20 protein-coding genes are annotated in these 21,697 nt (G+C 41.1%); 4 read left to right on the top strand and 16 right to left on the bottom strand.

The features are described from left to right. Nucleotides 1–34: 34 nt before the first annotated feature. The 3 genes from tpx to BO219_RS09025 form a co-directional block, all read right to left on the bottom strand. Nucleotides 35–541: a thiol peroxidase gene (gene tpx, locus BO219_RS09035; RefSeq protein ID WP_003398004.1), complete on the bottom strand. Its 507-nt coding sequence runs from the start codon at nt 539–541 to the stop codon at nt 35–37. A gap of 77 nt (nt 542–618) precedes the next feature. Next, entirely contained in the window at nt 619–1,047 is a 429-nt protein-coding gene (ytfJ, locus tag BO219_RS09030) for a GerW family sporulation protein (protein ID WP_003398006.1), read from the bottom strand. Nucleotides 1,048–1,085: 38 nt separating this feature from the next. Further along, complete coding sequence (locus BO219_RS09025; RefSeq protein ID WP_077429286.1) at nt 1,086–1,697, bottom strand: DUF2953 domain-containing protein; 612 nt, start codon at nt 1,695–1,697, stop codon at nt 1,086–1,088. Nucleotides 1,698–1,822: 125 nt separating this feature from the next. Here BO219_RS09025 and BO219_RS09020 point away from each other — a divergent pair, with 125 nt between their 5' ends. Then, nucleotides 1,823–2,626, top strand: coding sequence for an NAD kinase (locus tag BO219_RS09020; protein ID WP_077429285.1), 804 nt, complete (start codon nt 1,823–1,825; stop codon nt 2,624–2,626). 21 nt (nt 2,627–2,647) lie between these two features. On the opposite strand, the gene BO219_RS09015 is transcribed toward BO219_RS09020, so the two are convergent. The 11 genes from BO219_RS09015 to BO219_RS08965 form a co-directional block, all read right to left on the bottom strand. Then, nucleotides 2,648–3,778, bottom strand: coding sequence for a phenylacetate--CoA ligase family protein (locus BO219_RS09015; RefSeq protein WP_077429339.1), 1,131 nt, complete (start codon nt 3,776–3,778; stop codon nt 2,648–2,650). Then, the gene (locus BO219_RS09010) at nt 3,778–4,566 is read right to left on the bottom strand and encodes an ABC transporter ATP-binding protein (RefSeq protein WP_035020094.1); all 789 of its coding nucleotides are present in this window, start codon (nt 4,564–4,566) and stop codon (nt 3,778–3,780) included. Before BO219_RS09010 ends, BO219_RS09015 begins: the two co-directional genes overlap by 1 nt. Nucleotides 4,567–4,627: 61 nt before the next feature. Beyond that, nucleotides 4,628–5,827 (bottom strand): ABC transporter substrate-binding protein, encoded by a 1,200-nt coding sequence (locus tag BO219_RS09005; protein WP_077429284.1) that lies wholly within the window; start codon nt 5,825–5,827, stop codon nt 4,628–4,630. Nucleotides 5,828–5,883: 56 nt separating this feature from the next. Further along, the gene (locus BO219_RS09000; protein WP_198936680.1) at nt 5,884–6,954 is read right to left on the bottom strand and encodes a branched-chain amino acid ABC transporter permease; all 1,071 of its coding nucleotides are present in this window, start codon (nt 6,952–6,954) and stop codon (nt 5,884–5,886) included. A gap of 3 nt (nt 6,955–6,957) precedes the next feature. Further along, complete coding sequence (locus BO219_RS08995) at nt 6,958–7,842, bottom strand: branched-chain amino acid ABC transporter permease (protein ID WP_006320798.1); 885 nt, start codon at nt 7,840–7,842, stop codon at nt 6,958–6,960. After that, nucleotides 7,843–9,753, bottom strand: a complete 1,911-nt coding sequence (locus BO219_RS08990) for an AMP-binding protein (RefSeq protein WP_077429283.1) — start codon at nt 9,751–9,753, stop codon at nt 7,843–7,845. Between the two features lie 12 nt (nt 9,754–9,765). Next, nucleotides 9,766–10,536 (bottom strand): ABC transporter ATP-binding protein, encoded by a 771-nt coding sequence (locus BO219_RS08985; RefSeq protein WP_006320796.1) that lies wholly within the window; start codon nt 10,534–10,536, stop codon nt 9,766–9,768. 225 nt (nt 10,537–10,761) lie between these two features. Next, entirely contained in the window at nt 10,762–12,336 is a 1,575-nt protein-coding gene (gene mbcS, locus BO219_RS08980) for an acyl-CoA synthetase MbcS (protein ID WP_077429282.1), read from the bottom strand. Between the two features lie 132 nt (nt 12,337–12,468). Next, a complete protein-coding gene (locus tag BO219_RS08975; RefSeq protein WP_077429281.1) occupies nt 12,469–12,660 on the bottom strand; it encodes an alpha/beta-type small acid-soluble spore protein in 192 nt (63 codons plus the stop codon). 55 nt (nt 12,661–12,715) lie between these two features. After that, entirely contained in the window at nt 12,716–13,909 is a 1,194-nt protein-coding gene (gene thiI, locus BO219_RS08970) for a tRNA uracil 4-sulfurtransferase ThiI (RefSeq protein ID WP_077429280.1), read from the bottom strand. Beyond that, nucleotides 13,906–15,057, bottom strand: coding sequence for a cysteine desulfurase family protein (locus tag BO219_RS08965; protein ID WP_077429279.1), 1,152 nt, complete (start codon nt 15,055–15,057; stop codon nt 13,906–13,908). The genes thiI and BO219_RS08965 overlap by 4 nt, the downstream gene beginning before the upstream one ends. Before the next feature lie 177 nt (nt 15,058–15,234). Between BO219_RS08965 and brnQ the strand changes: the two genes are divergently transcribed. Then, nucleotides 15,235–16,563 carry a branched-chain amino acid transport system II carrier protein gene (gene brnQ, locus BO219_RS08960; RefSeq protein WP_077429278.1) on the top strand — a complete coding sequence of 443 codons (1,329 nt, stop codon included), beginning with the start codon at nt 15,235–15,237 and terminating at the stop codon, nt 16,561–16,563. Between the two features lie 23 nt (nt 16,564–16,586). Here brnQ and ezrA read toward each other — a convergent pair whose 3' ends face one another. After that, nucleotides 16,587–18,278, bottom strand: coding sequence for a septation ring formation regulator EzrA (ezrA, locus tag BO219_RS08955; protein ID WP_077429277.1), 1,692 nt, complete (start codon nt 18,276–18,278; stop codon nt 16,587–16,589). Nucleotides 18,279–18,445: 167 nt separating this feature from the next. Between ezrA and hisJ the strand changes: the two genes are divergently transcribed. Together hisJ and BO219_RS08945 are read left to right on the top strand one after the other, a co-directional pair. Next, entirely contained in the window at nt 18,446–19,243 is a 798-nt protein-coding gene (gene hisJ, locus BO219_RS08950) for a histidinol-phosphatase HisJ (RefSeq protein ID WP_077429276.1), read from the top strand. A 5-nt stretch (nt 19,244–19,248) separates the two neighbouring features. Further along, a complete protein-coding gene (locus tag BO219_RS08945) occupies nt 19,249–19,734 on the top strand; it encodes a GAF domain-containing protein (RefSeq protein ID WP_077429275.1) in 486 nt (161 codons plus the stop codon). A 26-nt stretch (nt 19,735–19,760) separates the two neighbouring features. Here the strand turns inward: BO219_RS08945 and BO219_RS08940 are convergent, their stop codons facing one another. Then, nucleotides 19,761–21,608, bottom strand: a complete 1,848-nt coding sequence (locus BO219_RS08940) for a sensor domain-containing diguanylate cyclase (protein WP_226373801.1) — start codon at nt 21,606–21,608, stop codon at nt 19,761–19,763. Nucleotides 21,609–21,697 lie beyond the last annotated feature (89 nt).

Genomic DNA, 21,697 nt, shown 5'->3' with positions numbered 1-21,697 from the left:
AAAGGCTATCCCTTTTTGAGATAGCCTCAAACAATTATTGTTGCGCGGCTTGTTTTGCCGCTTCGATTGCCGCTTCGTAGTTCGGATGGTTTGTCGCTTCAGATACATACTCAACATATGTCACACGATCGTTACGATCAACGACAAATACAGCGCGAGCAAGTAAACGCAATTCTTGAATAAGCACACCATATGCTTGGCCAAACGATACGTCGCGATGATCAGACAGTGTGACAACGTTTTCTAACCCGTTTGCAGCGCACCAACGTTTTTGCGCAAATGGTAAATCAACGCTAATCGTTAATACTTTTACTCCTTCAATGCTACCTGCTTCCTCATTAAAACGACGCGTTTGCGCATCACAAACTCCTGTATCGATTGATGGTACAACGCTAATTAACCGAACAAATCCTTTTGTATCGTCTAATGTCACCGGCGATAAGTCGTTTGCAAGCACCGTGAAATTAGGAGCTGCATCACCGACTTTCACTTCATTGCCAACTAACGTGACAGGATTTCCTTTAAATGTAACCTTCGCCATAGTAAGCCTCCTCTTTATATAAGATACAGGCTCATCATAACGTAATTAGATGAAAAATTCAATTATTTCGATTGATACTAAATATCAAAGTCTGGCGCTCCGTTATGTTGTTGCTTCGGCTTTTCTTTTTTCTCAAACATATGCTGGATCTTTTCAATCGCTTGTGGAGCTAAGTCTAAAATTTTCTCGTATAAGTGCGTGCTTTCGTCCACATGCAACAATTTCACACCGGAACTGTTAACAATTAAAAAAGCAATCGGTGTGATCGATACTCCGCCACCACTTCCCCCACCGAACGGATGTGCTTCTTTTTGTTGTTCGTTTCCATTGTTTAATATAAACTCACTACCGCCTGCAGCGAAGCCAAATCCGACTTTTGAAACAGTTAAAATGACACTTCCATCAGGTGTTTCGACAGGATCACCAATAATTGTATTGACATCGATCATTTCTTTTAAATTTTCCATCGCCGTCGTCATTAATCCTTCAATTGGATGTCCATTCATTTTCATTCCTCCTAACAACTGTCCACATCATTTGTGACTCACATGTCTTTTTTCCAATGTTTAACGACCTTCAGTCCTGCTAATATAGCGTAACCAATTCGAAATTGGATCATACATGTAAATGACGTACGCGATACAGCTCCTTGGAAAAAAGGAACGATAGAAATGGAAGGAGTGATACAAACGTTCATATATTTACTTATCATTGCCACCATATAATATTTTACCGACCATCCAACCCCGACAAGCACGGCGGTTTTTGCCGCGTCACCGACACCAATTTGTGTATGCCATTGAAACTGTAAAACCGACACATGTTGCAAAAACTTTTTCATGATTGTATGTAAATGAACGATTTGGTTTAGCCATTGTTTCAATTGCGCTAGACGTTCGCGAGCGTCGGTGACAGTAAACGTTGTTTTTTCGTCTTTTCCTGTTGTTGTTTTTTGCTCTGTCACTACTCCAGCTTCCTTTTTCGATATTTCAATGAGCGGAACAACAAATCGATAATGAAATATGCGAAGGATACGAACATCAATGGTGAATTGATCATTATCTTGTGCATGTTGAAATTGAATCGTCATGTATACATGTAAAAAAGGAATAAACGTTAAGAAGGCAATAAAGATGATGGCAATAATAAAAATCATCGGTTTTTCACTTCCTTCCCGATGACATTTTCGACAAAAACGAGCAAAATTAAACGAATAAATTCGCAATGAATGGAAAATAAATGATAAAATAAACGTGAGGACATTTTAACGGAGGGAAAACGATGACTGAACGCCGTAATCGCATGTACTTTTTTCATAAACATGATGAAGAAACGACAAAGCAAGTCCAACCGCTTATTGAACTCGCCAAACAGTATGGATTTCAAGTCATGGACGATGCGAAGCACGCAAACATTATTGTAAGCGTAGGTGGCGATGGGACATTTTTACAAGCCGTCAGAAAAACAGGCTTCCGTGACGACTGCTTATATGCCGGTATTTCAACGTCGGGTTCATTAAGTATGTATTGCGATTTTCATATTCATGATACGGACAAAATGATTGAGGCGATGACAACCGAACAAATTGAAGTGCGTAAATATCCAACGATTTACGTTACAGTAAATGACTCTACATCATTTTATTGTTTAAATGAATGTACGATTCGTTCAAGTATTATTAAAACATTTGTCATGGACGTGTTTATTGACGATTTACATTTTGAAACATTCCGCGGGGATGGCATGATCATTGCTACACCGACGGGAAGTACTGCCTACAACAAATCGGTCAATGGAGCAGTCGTAGACCCGATGCTTCCTTGCTTTCAAGTAAGCGAATTAGCATCGCTAAACAACAATCTTTATCGCACCCTCGGTTCATCATTTATTTTAAGCGGAAACCGAAAACTTACATTAAAAGTCGTACAAGACGGAAACGACTATCCAATTATCGGGATGGATAATGAAGCATTAAGCATTCAACATGTTGAAAAAATTGATATTGCATTAAGTGGAAAAGTCATAAAAACGGTCAAGTTAAAAGATAACTCTTTTTGGGAAAAAGTAAAACGAACATTTTTGTAAAAAGAGGCATAACGCCTCTTTTTACCATTTTCTTCGATCAACAAGACACCGTTCCTCTTCGTTTATACGATGTACAGAAACGAATGTTGGAGTCACACGAATGACGTTGTTAATTTTTTGCTTCGCTTCTTCACCCAGTTCTTTTTCGGTGTAAATCGTTAATTGATCACGGTCGTTTTCGTTTGTCACAATGGCTTGGAATGTCGGACACCCCACTTCCGTCATCACTTGCTTTAACTGTTGTTCATGAACAAACATTCCTTTCACTTTTACACTAGTTCCGACACGTCCAAGCACACCGACGATACGCTCTCCTTTGTAGCCATCAACCCACCGTGAAACATCTCCCGTACCTAACCGAACGAGCGGATACGTCCGATCAAATATCGTAACAACAATTTCCCCTTCTTCATCAAGCGGTACGCCTGTAATCGGGTCGCATAATTGCACGATCGCACGTGAACTAATTTTTAAGCCCGATCCCTCTCGATCTTCAAACGCGATACATCCGCAATCAGCTGTGCCATATCCTTCAAAAACGCGAATACCTCTTTGTTCAAACTGTTCACGCATGCTTTCTGTTAACTTCTCTGCGGTAAAAAACGCCTTTTCTACTGCGACACGCACTCTCTTTTCATCCGCGTACTGCAACAATAAATGTAAAAAACTTGGTGTACCGACATATCCCGTCACTTGTAAATCGCTCATAAGTTGCACTTGCAGTTCGCGATTGCCCGGTCCTGCAGGAACGACTGTCGCTCCGATCTGACGAAGGGCGCTATCAAACATAAAACCTGCTGGAGATAAATGATAAGAAAACGTATTTTGAACAATATCATCTTTCGTAAAACCTGCTGCTTGAAGCGCCTCTGCAAATCCCCAAACGTCTTGATCGTCTCCTTGTGGATCATAAATCGGTCCTGGAGACATAAATATGCGCGCCAATTCATTCGATCGTTTTGTAATCATATTTCCAAATGGCAACGCATGTTTTTGGAAAATAGGCAATTGTTCCTTTTTTAATACAGGAATACGATGAAGTTGTTCAATCGCTTCTAGTTCATACGGATCGATATTTTCAGCGTCTAATCGCTTGCGCAATGCAGGCGACTGCTCATACGCCTCAATTAAAAATGATTTCCATCTTTCCACTACAACCACCGCTTTCTCCGTTTATACGACTTCACTTCCCGATAATTTTTTCGTCCTTTTTCACTTATGCCGAGGTAAAATTCTTTTACATCTTCATTTTCAAGCAGTCTCTCAACAGGACCATCCATGACAATGCGACCGTTCTCCATAATGTATCCGTAATGCGCAATCGACAACGCGATATTGGCATTTTGTTCAACAACGAGAATGGTCGTTCCTTCTTCTTCGTTAATTCGTTTAATGATCGAAAAAATTTCTTTCACAAGTAGCGGAGCAATTCCTAACGACGGTTCATCAAGCAATAAAATTTTCGGTTTTGCCATCATTCCTCGACCAATCGCTAACATTTGTTGTTCTCCACCTGATAAATATCCAGCTTGTCGATGACGTAACATATGAAGCTTCGGAAAGTAATGATATACCTTTTGCAAATCAGCTTTTATGTTTTGGCGATCTTTACGCGTATGAGCACCGACGATTAAATTTTCTTCTACCGTCAAATGTTCAAACACCCGCCTTCCTTCCATACATTGAAAAATACCTTTTTTCACAATTTCTTCTGCATCTTTTCCTTCGATTCGTTCCCCATATAGCTCAATATAACCATCAGTCACTTCACCGTCTTCACTTCTTAACAGTCCCGAAATTGCTTTTAGCGTTGTTGTTTTTCCTGCCCCGTTACTGCCAAGCAACGCGACAATTTTTCCTTCTGGAATGACCATCGACATTCCTTTAAGCACGAGAATGACGCGATTATACATCACTTCCACGTTGTTTAACGTAAGCATCCGTCTCCCCCTTTCTGAAAGTAAAAGGGTGCTTCCCGTTGAAAACACCCTTTCATTCACTTTAATATCCGAAGTAGTCTGTAAACACTTTAAACTGTCCGTTTTCTACTTTTGCTAGACGAATTTGATTTGTTCCCGCATGGTTGTCAGCCGTAAACGTAACTGGTGCAGCTAAGCCTCCCAAATCAAGATCTTTTATTTTTTCTAATCCTTGACGAATGCCTTCTCCACTCGTTGGATCGTCCGCCTGCTTAATTCCTTCCACTAAAATTTTTGCTGTCACCCATCCTTGAATAAACTTTTGGTTTTTATCCTCTAACTTTTCACCTTTGCTAGCTAAGTACTCTTTCACTTCAGCCATGCCTGGTAAATCTTCATATGGAAACGCATGTGTAACAACACCGATAAACCCTTCTGCCGCATCCCCTGCAATTGGAAGCAATCCTTCACCAGTTGCCCAGTTTAAACCAATAAATTGTGTTTCAATGCCTAGTTTTTTCGCATCTTTTAAAATCGTTGCTGTCGCTCCCCATGTTTGTTGAATAATCGCATAATCCGGTGCTTTTTTCTTCATGTTCAACAGTTGAGATGTGGCATCAAGCGCTTTTAAGTCAACAATTTGTTCATCCACAATCTCTACTCCAATTTCTTTCGCGAAATCTTTTGCATCTTGAATTGGCGACTTTCCAAATGCGGTGTCGTTGTAAATGAGCGCAACTTTTGGCGTGCCGCCTGTATGATTTTCTTTAATCCAACGGAGCACCGAACGAGCTTGATCGGAATACGATGCAGCTGTTAAAAAGTTGTATGGACTTTCTTTCATATTTTTTAAATTTTCTGAATAAGAAGCGGAAAAAAACGGTAGCTCATCCGCTGTCACTTGTTGTCGTAACGCTTCTGTATCGGCTGTTCCCCATCCTAAAATGGCGGATACTTTGTCGCTTGACTTGTATTTTTGATACAACTTTTGTGCTTCAGGAATTTTATACGCATAATCTTGACCAACAAGCTCAATTTTGTAGCCGTTTATTCCCCCCTTTGAGTTAATGTATTCAATATACGCTTTCTCTCCTTCTGCATACGGTGTACCAACATCACCGGTTGCACCCGTAATATCAAACAGTGCACCAATTTTAATCGTTCCTTGCTCTTTTCCACCCTCTTTTGTCGGTTCTGTCGCTGCCTTGTCACCTCCTGAACATCCAAACAACATGCTTGCCCCAAGAAGCAATGTGGCGAGTAACGCACCTTTTTTCTTCATTCATTCATCCCCCCTTATGTTTTCTCATTTTTATATAAAGCGGTTATCCCGCTTTATTACTTCGTATAAGAAAATGGCCAGAGGCGAAAATAATTTTTTATATTGGACCAAATTTTATTTAGTCCATCTGGCTCATACACGAGAAATAAGATGATCACAACCCCGAAGACAACTTCTTTCATACCAATGAGAACAGCTTCTAACCCAGGAAACGTACCGCTTAATACATCGACAACGCTCCGTAAAACAACTGGCATAAGTGTAATAAACACAGCCCCATACAATGAACCAAACACACTTCCTAAGCCACCGACTAAAATCATCGCTAAATATTCAATTGAAACGGAAATGCTATAAAGTTCTGGGCTAACGATCATCGTGTAATGCCCAAGAAGCGCGCCAGCAATACCAACGAAAAATGAACTAACGAAAAAGGCAAGCACTTTGTATTTAAATAAATCAATCCCCATCACTTCGGCAGCAATATCGCGATCGCGCACAGCGATGAATGCGCGTCCGACACGCGTGCGAAATAAATTAAGCGAAAAAACAATCGTGATGAGTAAGACGACAAACATTAAATAGTAATAGCTCGTTTCACTCATAAACGTAAACGAACCGATTTGCGGACGACTTAATACAAGCCCCGCTGTTCCTCCTGTTAACGAATCCCAACGAGAAATAACGAACAAAATAATCACTTGCGCAGCTAATGTCGCGATAGCTAAATATAAACCTTTTAAGCGCAATGACGGGATCCCAAATAAAGCACCGACAAGCGCTGTAATGAGACCAGCAAGCGGGAAAGCGATCCAAAAGCTAATGCCTAGCTTTGTCGTTAAGATGGCGGATGTATATCCTCCTACTCCTAAAAATGCACCAACCCCGATTGAAATTTGACCAGTAAACCCTGTCAAAATATTTAATCCGATGGCCCCAATGGCTGCGATACCACATAATGTCGCCAAACCGACTACGCAGTCTGTCGCGACCATAGGAAAAAGTGCAAATAGCGCAACAATCGTTACAATACGCCAGCGCACACGTGCAATTTTCCAAATCGTCATATCTTGCTTATAATCGACATGGAACTCACCACATTGCATTACAAACGGATTTCGCACCATTTCTCACACCCTTTCAATTTCTTTTTTACCGAATAGTCCGTATGGTTTGACCATAAGAATGATGACGAGAATGACAAACGGAATGACTTCTTTCAAACCGCCGCCGACAAGCGGATCTAAATATCCTCCTGTCATGCTTTCAATGATCCCGATGAAAATCCCACCGATAATCGCCCCAGGAATGCTGTCAAGCCCACCTAAAATGGCGACAGGTAACACTTTCAATCCGATCAGCGAAAGCGAAGAGTTCACTCCATTAATATTTCCTAATAGCACTCCGCCAACTGCTGATACAATTGCTGCAATCGCCCATGCAATCGCGAAAATCGTTTTTACGCTAATTCCCATAGACAAAGCTGCTTGTTGATCGTCTGCCGTCGCCCGCATCGCGATCCCAAACCGTGAATATTTGAAAAATAACGTAAAAATGATGAGCCAAATCATTACGATGACAAACGACCATGCATATACAGGAGCAATAATGACTTCACCAAACTGCAATGGCTTTTCAGAAAAAACAGGTGGATATACACGCGTTTCATGTCCCCAAATGATATGGACGATTCCTGCAAGTACACTTGATAGCCCGATCGTTGCCATAATCATAGAAATGACCGGTTTTCCAATGAAAGGACGCAACACCACTTTTTCTACACTCCAACCGAGCAATGCACTAAATGCTAATGCAAGCAATAACGCTGCAATAAACGGAACATTATAGCTAGCAACAAGCGTTAAACAAACGTATGTCCCGATAAGTAAAAACTCACCTTGCGCAAAATTAATGGCGTCGCTCGATTTGTAAATGAGTACAAACCCTAGCGCAACAAGTGCATATACGCTGCCGACAACGATGCCGGTTACAAGCATTTGTAAGAAAAAAGCCATTTACGCCGCTCCCTCCCCTTCATCAATCGAGACGACTTTTAATGTCGTTTTAATCACTTGTTCTTTGCCATCGCGATATTTGATTGTTCCTTCTACAGCAATGTGATCTGTTTCTGAATACATCCCTTCAATAAGTAGAGCATATTTTTTTGCGATAAATTGACGGCGCACTTTTTTCGTTCTCGTTAGCTCTTCATCATCCGCATCAAGCTCCTTATAAAGCAACACAAACTTTTTCACACGCGCTTTCTCCGGAAGCGATTGATTAATTTCGTTTACTTGTTCTTGAATAAGCTGAATCACTTCTTGTTTCGCAGACAAATCGGAATATGTCGTATAAACGAGTTGATTTTTTTCTGCCCAGCGTCCGACGTTCGCCATATCGATGTTAATGATCGCCACAACGTACGGGCGATCGCGCCCAATGGCCACAGCTTCTTGAATGTACGGGCTAAATTTCAATTTGTTTTCAATAAATTGTGGCGAAAACATCTCACCCGTTTGTAAACGAATGACATCTTTTAAACGATCAATAACATACAAATGACCGGTTTCATCTATATACCCTGCATCGCCTGTATGCAACCAGCCGTCCTCAATCGTTTCTTTCGTTGCTTTTTCGTTTTTATAATAACCACAACATACACTAGGGCTTTTTAACAAAATTTCACCTTGCTCAGAAATTTTCACTTCCGTTTCTGGGATTGGCATGCCAACGCTATCCACTTTAATGTCCCCATCGCGATGAACGATCGCAATGCCCGATACTTCGGTTTGACCATAAATACTTTTCACATTCACACCAATGCTATGAAAAAAGCGAAATACATCTGGACCTAGCGGCGCACCGCCCGTGTATGCGCGTTTTAGACGCAACAATCCAAAATGATCCCGAATGGCACTAAACACAAAATAATCAGCCAATTTATACAAACATTTCGTCCAAAATGAAACATCGCTTTTTGTAAAGTGAGCTTCTGCTACTTTTTCTCCGATTGGTTTGCACCATTCGTATATTTTTCTTTTGAGCCAACTTGCATCTTGAATGCGTACTTGAAATTTTGAAACGATATCTTCATAAATGCGCGGTGGTGAAAACATCACATGCGGTCCAATTTCTCGTAAATTTTCAAACACCGTTGAAGGTTCTTCTGGAAAGTTCACAACTATGTTGCAGTGGAATGCCATGGAAATGGTCATCATTTGTTCGCCTATCCAAGCGAGTGGTAAAAATGAAAGGTATTCGTCTTGTTCGTCAAGTGGGTCGATTTTTGCGAGGTTCTTTGCCATTTCAAATAAGTTGCGATAAGAAAGTTCTGTCCCTTTTGGATTGCCTGTCGTTCCAGATGTATACGATAAAATAGCGATATCATCGTAGCATCCTTTCTGTACTTCGTCATCGAAATATGTCGGATGCGTTTGTTCAAATTGGCAACCGAGCGCTTGCACATCTTGAAAGTACAATAGTTTATCGTGCTTGTAGTTTCGCATACCACGTGGATCATAGTAAATAATATGTTTCACTTTTGGAAGATTTTTTTCTACTTCAAGCACCTTATCCACTTGTTCTTGATCTTCAACGACGACAAACGTCGCATCACAATTGTCAATAATGTAAGCAAGTTCATTCGGCAACGACTCTTGATAAATGCCGACCGACACCCCTCCTAAACTTTGCGTTGCAAGCTGACTAAACACCCACTCAGGACGGTTATCCCCAATGATCGCAAGTTTATCTCCACGTCGAAAACCGAGCGAAGCAAGCCCTAATGCGAGCGCTTTCACTTGTTCATAATAATCGCCATACGTATATTCGTTCCAAATGCCGTAATCTTTTTCGCGCAATGCGACTTGATTTGTTTTTTGCCGCGCACGAGCGGTTAATAGTTGCGGAAACGTCATTTGTTCCATAAAACTCCCCCTTTACACCGCATGTTCTTCTCCTAAATACGCTTCAATGACGCGCGGATTTGTTTGTACTTCTTTTGGCGTTCCGTACGCGATCAATTTTCCAAAATCCAACACAGCAATATGATTGGATAAATCCATGACAACACCCATGTCGTGCTCAATTAAAATAATTGTCGTCTTTTTTTCTTCGTGAATATCGATGATATAGCGCGCCATATCTTCCTTTTCTTCGTTGTTCATGCCGGCCATTGGTTCATCGAGCAACAGTAAATCTGGTTCCATCGCTAATGCCCGACCGACTTCTACCCGCTTTTGTAAACCGTAAGATAGCGTACCAACAGGCACATTGCGTACATGTTCAAGCTCTAAAAAATCGATCACTTCTTCGACTTTATAACGATGCTCTACTTCTTCTTTTTGCGCTTTTCCCCAGTACAATCCCCCCGCAAGCACGCCTGTTTTCATACGCACATGTCTGCCAAGCATAAGATTGTCCAAAACAGATAAATGAGGAAACAATTCAATGTTTTGAAACGCCCGTGCAATCCCTAAAGCTGCACGTTTATGTGGTTTGACATGCGTGATCCGTTCACCTTTGAAAAAAATGTCCCCCTCTGTCGGTTTGTACAAGCCGCTAATACAGTTCAACATGCTCGTTTTCCCGGCTCCATTTGGTCCAATAAGGGAAAAAATCTCCCCTTCTTTTACTTCGAAAGAAACAGCATCAAGCGCTAAAACACCACCAAAACGAATAGATACGTTTTGCACGTTTAATATGCCCATTTCATCCCCCCCTTTTTTTCTTTATTTCTCTCTCTTTCGATAACACTTTATGGGCGTTTTCATATGTTTATGACTTTACACATCGAAAAACCAAAATGTAAGCGTTACCAAAAAGAGAGATAAAAACATTTTCTTAATTTTAAGAAAATTCTAAAAAGAATAATACAAAAATTTTTTTTGTTCGTCAAGCTTTTTTCCGCTCCGAATAAATCGGAGCGGAATATATTACTTTTGCATAGCTTTCATTTCACGCTCACGCAATTCAACACGACGTATTTTCCCAGAAGTTGTTTTTGGTAGATCATCAACAAACTCGATTTTGCGCGGATATTTATACGGCGCTGTTAGTTGTTTCACGTGCTCTTGAAGCTGCGGAATTAAATTCGGGTCGTTTTTATCTACCCCTTCTCGTAGCACAATAAACGCTTTAACAACGTGCCCCCGAATTTCATCCGGGCTAGCGACAACCGCACATTCTTTCACAAATGGATGTTTCACTAATGCATCTTCCACTTCAAACGGACCAATTGTGTAACCTGAGCTAATAATAATATCGTCGCCACGACCTTCAAACCAAAAGTACCCTTCCTCATCTTTTTTCGCTTTATCGCCAGTAATATAATATTCTCCACGAAACTGCATCGCTGTTCGTTCCGGGTCTTTATAATAACACTTAAATAAAGCTGGCGTTTCGACGTGAACCGCAATATCTCCGACTTCTCCAACCGCACAAGGCTCACCGAACTCATTAATAATTTCAACACGATTCCCTGGTGTCGGTTTCCCCATCGAACCTGGCTTTATGTTCATTCCTTTCATCACGCCGACAAGCAACGTATTTTCTGTTTGTCCATATCCATCGCGAACTTGAACACCAAAATACCGCTCAAACGTATCAATGACTTCTCTGTTTAACGGTTCACCTGCTGATACAGCGCTATGCAAGTGCGGCAACTTATATTGAGAAATCGTCGGCACCTTCGCCATAAGACGATATTCGGTTGGTGTACAACAAAGTACATTTATACGGTACTTCTCTAGCAGATGCAAATATTTTTCCGGCTCAAAGCGGCCATGGTACACAAAACCTGTCGCCCCGCATCCAAGCGTTGATAAAAACGGGCTCCATACCCATTTTTGCCACCCTGGACTTGCTGTTGCCCAAACAAGATCCCCTTCTTCAATACAAAGCCAATTTTTTGCTGCTGTTCTTAAGTGAGCATATGCCCAAGCGTGCGTATGCACTACACCTTTCGGATTTCCTGTCGTCCCCGATGTATAAGATAAAAATGCCATATCTTCACGAGACGTCTCTACAGCAACAAATGCATCACTTTGTTTTGCCATTTCTTCATGTAAATCGAGCCATCGCTCAGTCGAACCGCCGACCGAAAATGCGACCATATTTTCCATACCCTCAATAGGAATGAATTGCTCAACATATGGAAAATAAGCAATAACCCCTTTCACTTCCCCATGCGAAATCCGATATTGCAAATCTTTTGTACGCAACATCTCGGAACTCGGAATAACGACAAGCCCGGCTTTCAACGCACCTATATATACCGCATATGCTTCTAACAAACGCGGGAGCATCACAAGCACTTTATCTCCTTTTTGCAATCCATGATTAACGAAAGCGTTTGCAATTTTATTCGCCTGTTTCATTAGCTCAACATATGTAAGCTCTTTTGTTTCTCCCGATTCACTCTCCCATTTCAACGCCATTCGGTTTGGATCGTCCGCATACTTTTCAAACTCGCTTGTTAAATTGTACTTTTCTGGTGCAATTAAATTCATTTTCCTCTCCCCCTTACCGTATGATACAAAAAAATTATACAAAAAAATCGAATAATTTTGTATAACTTTTCTAAAAATTTTTAAAAATAAAAAACTCGGTAGGGTCAACTACCGAGTTTTGTCACCTAACATTTATTTTTGGCTACTCAATTGTTGTTCTGCCATTTTCACGAGGCGTTTCGTAATCTCGCCACCGACAGAACCGTTTGCTCGCGCAGTTGTATCTGAGCCTAACTGCACGCCAAACTCTTGAGCAATCTCATATTTCATTTGATCAATCGCTTGTTGCACACCAGGGACGAGCAATCGATTTCGATTTGCCATTTGTTTTCACCCCCTCGCAACTATAGGTTGTGCAAAACAAATGAACTTCATACGTCTAAAAGAGCTCGTCCAATGGCTCATTCGGTTTTAACGTGATCGTTTCAACACGCGCAACCGTTTCTGTAATCATTTCATCTAAAGGCAAAAACTTTTCGTATTGGATAATTTTTTCTTTTTTTGGCTTCGTCTTCGGTGCTTTTGGCGTAAAAATCGTACAACAATCTTCATATGGACGAATAGAAATGTGATGTGTACCAATTCGTTCAGCAATCGCAATAATTTCCGTTTTGTCCATTGAGACGAGCGGACGAAGAATTGGCGTCGTTGTAACATCGTTGACAACGACCATACTTTCAAGTGTTTGACTAGCAACTTGCCCTAAACTTTCCCCAGTTACAATCGCCAATCCATTTTCTTTTTTGCGAATTTCATCTGTAATGCGCAACATCGCACGCCGCGTAGCGATCAACGAATAATTTTCCGGCACTTGTTTATAAATCGCTTGTTGCAACTCGGTAAACGGTACAATATGAAGACGAATCGTACCACCAAATTCCGTTAAACGCTGCGCTAAGTCGATCACTTTTTGCTTCGCTCGCTCACTTGTGAATGGGGGGCTAAAAAAGTGAACAGCCTCAATTTGCAAGCCTCGCTTCATTGCCAAATATCCAGCTACTGGACTATCAATTCCACCAGAAAGCATAAGCATCGCTTTCCCACTCGTTCCAACAGGTAAACCACCCGCTCCTGGTACGTCATATGCAGTAATGTACGTTCCTTCCTTTCGTACTTCAACACGAACGTCAATGTCTGGATGATGGACGTCGACCGTTAAGCCCGTTGTGTTTTTCAGCACATAACTACCGAGCTCATAGTTTAATTCATTTGTTGTGATCGGAAATTGTTTATCTGCTCTTCTTGCTGATATTTTGAATGTTTTCCCTTCGTATGGAAATTGTTTCACGAAAAATAATGTTGCTTCTTTTATTTTTTGCAAGTCGTTCTCTGTCTTTAATGCCAAACTTAAGGATTGAATACCGAACACTTCTTGCAATTTTTCGATGACAGGTTGCGGTGGTGTATGATGTAGTCGAATGTACATCCGATCGCGCAACGCTTCAATTTGAAGGTTCGGAAAATGTTTCAATTTTTTTGCTATATTTCGTTTTAAACATCGTACAAATTGTAAACGATTTTTTCCTTTTGTCGACATTTCACCGTAACGAATTACAATATGATCATACGTCATTTCGTTCCCCTCACTACTATTTTTAATCGTTCATATGCTTGCTCAATGGCTTCAATAATGATTGGGACATGCTCCATTTGTTGTTCGTATGATAAACTTATGCGAATCGAACGCTCCGCCCGCGTTTTTTCGATTCCCATCGCTAACAATGTTTTACTTGGCGCTTTTTTACGGGATGAACAAGCTGATGTTGTCGATACGTATATATGTTGCTTTTCTAATTCGTGAACAAACGTTTCTGATTTTATTCCTTCTAGTGAAAAATGAATAATATGTGGAGCTGATTGTTCAAATGGCGTGTGAACACGAATACCTTCAATCGTTTGTAAGCGTTCGATGAGCGCTCGTTTCATTTTCTCAAGTCGATCATATGCCTCATGATACTTTTCCACCGATAATCGTAACGCTTTCGCCATCGCAACAATAGCAGCGACATTTTCTGTTCCTGAGCGCAATTGCATTTCTTGTGCCCCTCCCGATAAAAGCGGAGAAAGGCGCACACCTTCGCGAACGTACAAAACTCCTGCTCCTTTTAGACCGTGAAATTTATGCGCCGATACCGTATATAAATCAACGTTTGCCTGTTTCAAATGAAGTGGTACTTTCGCCGCACCTTGCACCCCATCAACATGAAATAGCACTTTCGGATATTTTTTCAACATCGCACCAATTTGTTCAATCGGTTGAATAGAGCCTACTTCGTTATTTACATGCATGACAGAAACGAGAATTGTATCATCGCGCAACGCTTGTTCAATATGTGTTGGAGAAACGATACCACGTTCATCAACAGGTACATATGTAACTTGAAAACCGAGTTGTTCTAGCTGTCTGCACGCCTCGGTGACAGATGGGTGTTCAATCGCTGTTGTAATGATGTGGCGGCCGCGCTGCTGATGTTGCCAAGCCGCACCTTTAATGGCTAAATTGTTTCCTTCCGTCCCACCTGATGTAAAAATCACTTCGGTCGGCTTCACCTCGAGCAAACGTGCGATTTGTTCTCTCGCTTGCGTGAGCAGTCGCTCGGCTTGCATACCTAGTCCGTGTAGCGAAGACGGATTGCCAAAATAATCGCTCGCGACTTTTAAAAAAGATTGTAGCACTTCTGGAAACGGTTTTGTTGTGGCGCTATTATCTAAATATATCATCGCCCAAACCTCCATTACGTTCGTATACAAACAGCCTTCTTATATTATCACATCTTTATTCAAAAAAGAAATAATCAAAGAATATTTTAAAGATTGAAACTTTTTATAAAAACGACAAAATTTTTATTTTGTATGGTAGTATATATGCTGGTACGGAGACAACAAAGGAGGATCAGCATGTCGAAAAAAGATTTAATAGCTGTCGGTTTTATGTTATTTGCTTTATTTTTTGGCGCTGGTAACATGATTTTCCCTCCAGCTCTCGGGCAAGCAGCAGGGGAAAACATGTGGCTTGCCATCGTAGGTTTTTTAATTACCGGTGTCGGATTGCCAGTTTTAGCAATAATCGCGATTGCAAGAACAGGGAACGACTTGCAACAATTAGCTAGCCGAGCACATCCAGTATTTGGTGTCATCTTTACGATCGTTATGTATTTAGCGATCGGTCCGTTTTTTGGTATTCCACGAACAGGTACGGTATCATTTGAAATTGGTGTGACACCATTTTTACCTGAAACGGTCGATCGATCCGTCATGTTAGCGGTGTATACTGTTGTTTATTTTAGCATATCCCTTTGGTTAGCGTTAAACCCTTCGAAATTAGTTGACCGAATTGGCAAGTTGTTAACACCTCTTTTACTCATCGGTCTTGCTTTATTTTTTGTCAAAAGCATATGGACGCCTATGGGAGACATTCAACCGCCAACGGATGCATATACAGACGCCCCGTTTTTTAAAGGGTTTGTTGACGGGTACTTAACGATGGATGCCATCGCGGCACTCGTTTTTGGTATCATCGTCATTCAAGCCATTCAACAAAAAGGAATTACAAATAAAAAACAATTAACGAAGCTTTGTATTCAGGCCGGGTTCGTGGCTGCTTCTGGATTAACGCTCGTGTATGTATCGCTCGCTTTTATTGGAGCATCGAGCGTACAAGCGATCGGTTATCGCAATAACGGCGGCGAAATCATTAGTCAAACCGCGACCTATTTATTCGGTCAAGCGGGTACAATCATTTTATCGATCATCATTATGCTTGCGTGCTTAACGACATCAGTTGGTTTATTATCTTCTTGCGCAAGTTATTTTTCGAAAATTTCGCCAAAGCTTTCCTATCGAATGCTCGCCATTGTTATGAGCTGCTTTAGCGCATTCACCGCAAATGTCGGTTTAACGAAACTCATTTCGTTATCCGTTCCTGTGCTTATTATTATTTATCCATTAGCCATTACCCTCGTCGCCCTATCGTTTCTCCATGACTATTTCAGGGGAAAACAAACCGTTTACATCGGGGCGCTCGCTGGTACGCTTCTCGTCAGCATCGTTGATGGACTGAAGGCAGCAGGATTTGATGTATCGTCCATCTTACATGTATACGAAAAAACATTGCCGCTCTTTGAACAAGGGATCGGCTGGCTTACACCAGCACTCATTGGCGGGGTCATCGGTTTATTACTAAACAAAACAAATCGTGTCACACGTACCGAAAGAAAAGTAAGTTAAAAGACGAGTGAAAGGACATCCTTTCACTCGTTTTCTTTTAGCCACTCTCGAATACGTTCAAATGCCCCTTCTTCGACTTGTTCGACCACAGCGATTGCTTTTTGTAATGCCAGTTCGTATTCGTATCTTCGAAACAGTTGTTCCGCTTCGTCTAATCCTTCTTTTACCACCTGAAAACGTCGACGATAGCGGTTGCCATACTGTATAACTCTTTCTGCTAATTGGGCTTGTTCAATCATTTCTTTTGTTTGATCATACACGTTTTGCACAAAAACGATCGCCTCATCTAACGCTTGATGAACCGCCTCCATATTCAATGGTTTTCCATCTAGCGTAAGGGAAACGCGTGTTAAGCTTTCGCGCGCTTCACTCACTTGTAACATATAAGACTCTGGCAAACCTGGGAGCTTGCTTTTTTTCACAAGTCGAATCGCTTCCGATAACTGTTTTTTCATTTCCGACAGCTTCTCGCGCGCTGCTAATTCGTCTTTGCGTAACGCATATAAATGCTCGCGAAACTGGGCATGCTTCTCTTTTACTGTAGCAATTTGCGCTAAAATTTCTTCAAGCTCTTCACGAATAAGCGAGTAAGCTAAACGCTCCTCGGCCATTTTCGTTTGGATGAGCATAAAACGTTTCATTAGTTGTTGTACTTGCTTCTCGATTTGTCGATATTTATCTAAGTCGCTTTGCGATAAATGATAGCTTTGTTGCACAAATAATGTTTCATCACGCGTTTCTTTCGTTTCTTCTTCCAAATCGTAAAGCGTTTGTTCGATCTTTTCTGTTTCATCATGAACGAACCGTTCAGCATACACTTCTTTTTCTAATAAGTCGTACAACGTATCGACATCTTCTTGTGTTTCACGAAGGAGCGCTTCTGCTTCATCGACTTTAAGCTCTTCTAATAATGCAACCACTTGAGACACTTTTCCTCGAACCTCTTCAACCTCTTTATCAACCGGAAGATGGTCAAGCACATACCCTTTTTCTAACAGTTCACGATATCCCTCGACAATGTTGTCGAGTTGCGCAGGGATTTCAATTTGTGCGTCGCTTAATAAAAGCGGAATTTGTTCAATAAAACGGTTCAATTCATGTAGCTCGTTTTGAATAACCACTACGACTTCGCGAGCAGCTAAATAATTCCCTTCCGTTGTTAACTGTTCAAATGTCTGGAATTGGTTTTGAAGATCATCTAATCGCTCCTCAAGCGCAACTTCTGTGCAACCAAATGCATGACGTTGAGTAAGCATCGCTTTTTTTACTTGACGATACTTTTCCTTCAGTTGCTCAATTTCTTCTCGATTTTTCTCTTCGCTTCCGACTAATTCTTGCAACTCTAATAAAATACGTTGAATGTTCCCTTCAATTTCTCGTAGTTGTTGCTCCGTTTGACGTAACGCCTCTTTTGCTTTCATAAATCGGTATTTGACAACCGCTTCCTCAATGTCGAACAACTTTTCCTCTATATTCGGAAGCTGAACAGCAACAATATCGTCCCACTCATTTCGCCATTTTTCAAACAGCTGCTCTGTTTCCCCCATCATATTTAACGACTTAATTTTAGACAGTTCCTCTGGCACAGGTCGATTCATCAAGGAAATTTTCCATTGTTCTAATTCGTCAATTTGTTTATATAAACGTTTTCGATGCACATATGTATATGTAAGTCCTCCGATGACGAGGAGCGCACTAATCGCTACAAATTCCATAATGGGCCTCCTTGTTGTCAATCTTTCTTTTTTTTTATGGAGAAGGCATTTTCTTTTCAATGATTTTATGATACCATGTTAGCAACATTTTTTGAGCAAAAATTTTAATTTTTTTCCTAAAAAACGTGATTTTTGTCGAACTGTGCATGCAAAAAGGGGGGAAAAACGTGCGCGATGGACATATTCATACACCTTTCTGTCCCCACGGAAGCAAAGATGCGCTACATGAATATATTGAAAAGGCTATTTCGCTCGGCTATACAGACATTTCATTCACCGAGCACGCACCGCTTCCAAAAGGATTTATAGACCCAACCCCTTACCAAGATAGTGCAATGAAAGAAGAGCAACTAGCGTCGTACGTATCCATTTTACAATCATTAAAAAAACAGTACGAAAGACATATTCGTATTCGCATCGGGCTCGAAGTTGATTTCATCGTCGGTTATGAACGAGAAACGACAGCATTTTTAAATGAAGTTGGCCCACAATTGGACGATAGCATTTTATCTGTTCATTTTTTAGCTGTCGGCAACGGCTATATGTGTGTTGATTACAGCGAGGAGATGTTTGGTGAAATCGTCGCCTCGCTCGGTTCCGTTGAACAAGTGTACGACGCATATTATAACGCCGTGTTAGCGTCCGTTGTTGCGGACTTAGGACCGTACAAACCAAAACGGATCGGTCACATCACGCTCGTTCGAAAGTTTCATCGGGCATACCCGTGTGAATATGATGCATCTAACATCATCGCACGTATTTTAAAAGAAATGAAATCCCGCCAATTAGAGCTTGATTATAACGGGGCTGGAGCAGTAAAACCACTTTGTCTAGAGCCTTATCCACCCCATTGGGTCGTCAAAAAAGCATTGGAGCTCGGCGTTCCGCTCGTTTACGGCTCGGATGCCCATTCAGTCGCTGGACTTCATCAAGGGATTGAACATATGTTGATGTATAAGGAGTGAAAAACATGTTTCATACACAAGCATACACAGGGACAAGAGAGGAAAATTATACACTTGTCATCGAACAACTGAAAGCGTTAATTTCAGATGAAAAAAATGTTGTAGCGAACTTAGCGAACGCTTCCGCTTTATTGAATTATTTTCTGCACGATATTAATTGGGTCGGTTTTTATATAACCGAAGGAAACGAACTCGTTCTCGGGCCGTTTCAAGGGTTACCGGCTTGCGTGCGCATTCCGTTCGGCAAAGGGGTATGTGGAACGGCTGCTATTGAAAAGCGCACAGTACGTGTTGCCGATGTTCACACCTTCCCGGGTCACATCGCATGCGATGCGGCATCTCAATCTGAGATTGTCGTCCCAATGATGAAAAACGGTGTTGTCATCGGTGTGCTCGATATTGACAGCCCGATCAAAAATCGCTTTGATGAAATAGATGAACAATATTTACAACGTTTTGTTGAAACGCTTGTTCAGCATCTCAACATATAAGAAAGAGGCCGATGAATTGGCCTCTTTTAATATTCTTGCACAACAACTCGGTTCTTTCCCGCCCGTTTCGCTGTATACAGCGCTTCATCCGCACGATTAAATAGCTCTTTCACAGAGTCAACACGATTTTTCTTCCAATACGACACGCCACAAGAAATGGTCACAGGTGGATTCGTTAGTTCACGAACTTTTTGTACTAAACGATTGGCGATCGATACACCCGCATGAATGGACACTTTCGGTAAATAAATAGCAAGTTCCTCTCCACCCCATCGAGCTCCAATATCGTTTTGGCGAATGTTTGCTTTAATAATGTTTGCCACTTGAATAATGATTTCATCACCTACTTGATGTCCGTACGTGTCGTTTACTTTTTTGAAATTATCAATGTCTATTAAAATAAACGTACCTAATCCGTCCTCTTCCATCGAACGTTGGATGCGTTCGTCTAAGTAATGACGTGCGTATAAATTCGTTAACCGATCGGTAATGACCATCCGTTCGAGTTCTTCACGCAACGCCGCGTTTGTAAACGCCAACGTCGAGTGATGAATAAGCGACTGCAACAATTTAAACATATCAAACGAAAAATGATACGCCTCTTGATGCAATACAATTGCTACACCTTTCATCATACCACGCATCATCGGCACAGCCATAAGCGAGCGAAAACGTTTCGTATCATTGCTATGGATTTTCACATCACCTAAAAATAACGTATCACGTGGATGTTGAATACGATGAAAAACGAAATCTACATATGCTTTTGCTTCACGCGATTGGAAAAAAGATGTACTACCCGGAAGCACTTTTCGCTCTTTTTCTTGTAAAATAATAAAACCGACTTCTTCCGCATCAAACGATGTTTTGATTTTTTCGATCATAAACTGCAAGGCGTCTTGGAAACGTAAATTTGTGTTCAAGTGGTGAATCGTTTCATTAATGAGTTGTAAGTCAGCAATTAATCGTTTCGACTGTTCGTACAATTTTGCATTTTCTAAGGCGCTACCAGCTGTATTTGCCAGCAAGGAAATAAAACGCATCTCTCGCTCTGGAAGTTCCATAACTGTCGGAGCAATCATTTCGATGACGCCATAAATCCCTTGCGCCCCTTTAATCGGAGCATAAATGACAGACTTTTTATGGACAAGCGAATCGTGGAGCTGAATTTGCCCCGTCACGTACGCCTGCATTGCTCCCATATGCTCATCTTCATTTTCAAATGTGAGCAATTTAATCGGCAAATCACGATCTGTTGTACTATCGTGTGATAAAAATAGATGGCACGTAAACGCCGGATACACGTCCTTTAACGTTTTCACAATTTCTTCAAGCACATCACCAATATTCATCGAGGCATGAATTTTTGTTGTCGCTCGATGCAACTGTTCATATCTTTTTTCCTCACTCAATACTTCAGATACTTTACGAATACGGGCAAACACTTTTAAAAAATCGTGTTTCATTTGTTTAATAGACGATGTTGGTAGCATATCCCGCTCATGTATGCGAAAACGAACGAGACTGCATGAATCTTCTGAAAAATACACCCCGAACTGCACCGTTTTAATCTCGCTTCCGTCATCAATAATCATAACGTCGTCAAACTGTTCTTTTAGATGACTATCAAATGGAATCGAGGCATGTTCCCGGCGCTGCTTAATCATACAGTCAGTCGTCACTTCAGGCTCAAAAGCATGTTTAAACGGGTTAAGTACGTAAAAGGTGACATCTAACAAATGAAACTCTTTTTGCAATAAGGTGATGAGCGCTTGAATGATGCGAGGTAAATCGGTAAAATCTTCTTCACTTAAAAACCAATCAAAAAACTTTTGTTTAAATATTGCGTATTGATCGCGCTCTTGAACGTCCATTTTTTTCACTCACCCGCACATACTTCCTCTCTTTATATGTACAAACCATATAAATAAAAAAATGAGAGTTTCTGTAATATCCCTAAAAC

Origin of the sequence: Anoxybacillus kestanbolensis (assembly GCF_001996285.1) — a bacterium.
GTDB lineage: Bacteria > Bacillota > Bacilli > Bacillales > Anoxybacillaceae > Anoxybacillus > Anoxybacillus kestanbolensis_A.
Note: the sequence above shows the minus strand (reverse complement) of the source record. Positions and strands in the feature narration are given on the sequence as shown.

Bases quoted from the DNA above. Each gene is read 5' to 3' on its own strand.
- tpx (WP_003398004.1), bottom strand. From the start codon at position 541: ATGGCGAAGGTTACATTTAAAGGAAATCCTGTCACGTTAGTTGGCAAT.
- ytfJ (WP_003398006.1), bottom strand. From the start codon at position 1,047: ATGAATGGACATCCAATTGAAGGATTAATGACGACGGCGATGGAAAAT.
- BO219_RS09025 (WP_077429286.1), bottom strand. From the start codon at position 1,697: ATGATTTTTATTATTGCCATCATCTTTATTGCCTTCTTAACGTTTATT.
- BO219_RS09020 (WP_077429285.1), top strand. From the start codon at position 1,823: ATGACTGAACGCCGTAATCGCATGTACTTTTTTCATAAACATGATGAA.
- BO219_RS09010 (WP_035020094.1), bottom strand. From the start codon at position 4,566: ATGCTTACGTTAAACAACGTGGAAGTGATGTATAATCGCGTCATTCTC.
- BO219_RS09005 (WP_077429284.1), bottom strand. From the start codon at position 5,827: ATGAAGAAAAAAGGTGCGTTACTCGCCACATTGCTTCTTGGGGCAAGC.
- BO219_RS09000 (WP_198936680.1), bottom strand. From the start codon at position 6,954: ATGGTGCGAAATCCGTTTGTAATGCAATGTGGTGAGTTCCATGTCGAT.
- BO219_RS08995 (WP_006320798.1), bottom strand. From the start codon at position 7,842: ATGGCTTTTTTCTTACAAATGCTTGTAACCGGCATCGTTGTCGGCAGC.
- BO219_RS08990 (WP_077429283.1), bottom strand. From the start codon at position 9,753: ATGGAACAAATGACGTTTCCGCAACTATTAACCGCTCGTGCGCGGCAA.
- BO219_RS08985 (WP_006320796.1), bottom strand. From the start codon at position 10,536: ATGGGCATATTAAACGTGCAAAACGTATCTATTCGTTTTGGTGGTGTT.
- mbcS (WP_077429282.1), bottom strand. From the start codon at position 12,336: ATGAATTTAATTGCACCAGAAAAGTACAATTTAACAAGCGAGTTTGAA.
- BO219_RS08975 (WP_077429281.1), bottom strand. From the start codon at position 12,660: ATGGCAAATCGAAATCGATTGCTCGTCCCTGGTGTGCAACAAGCGATT.
- thiI (WP_077429280.1), bottom strand. From the start codon at position 13,909: ATGACGTATGATCATATTGTAATTCGTTACGGTGAAATGTCGACAAAA.
- BO219_RS08965 (WP_077429279.1), bottom strand. From the start codon at position 15,057: ATGATATATTTAGATAATAGCGCCACAACAAAACCGTTTCCAGAAGTG.
- brnQ (WP_077429278.1), top strand. From the start codon at position 15,235: ATGTCGAAAAAAGATTTAATAGCTGTCGGTTTTATGTTATTTGCTTTA.
- ezrA (WP_077429277.1), bottom strand. From the start codon at position 18,278: ATGGAATTTGTAGCGATTAGTGCGCTCCTCGTCATCGGAGGACTTACA.
- BO219_RS08945 (WP_077429275.1), top strand. From the start codon at position 19,249: ATGTTTCATACACAAGCATACACAGGGACAAGAGAGGAAAATTATACA.
- BO219_RS08940 (WP_226373801.1), bottom strand. From the start codon at position 21,608: ATGGACGTTCAAGAGCGCGATCAATACGCAATATTTAAACAAAAGTTT.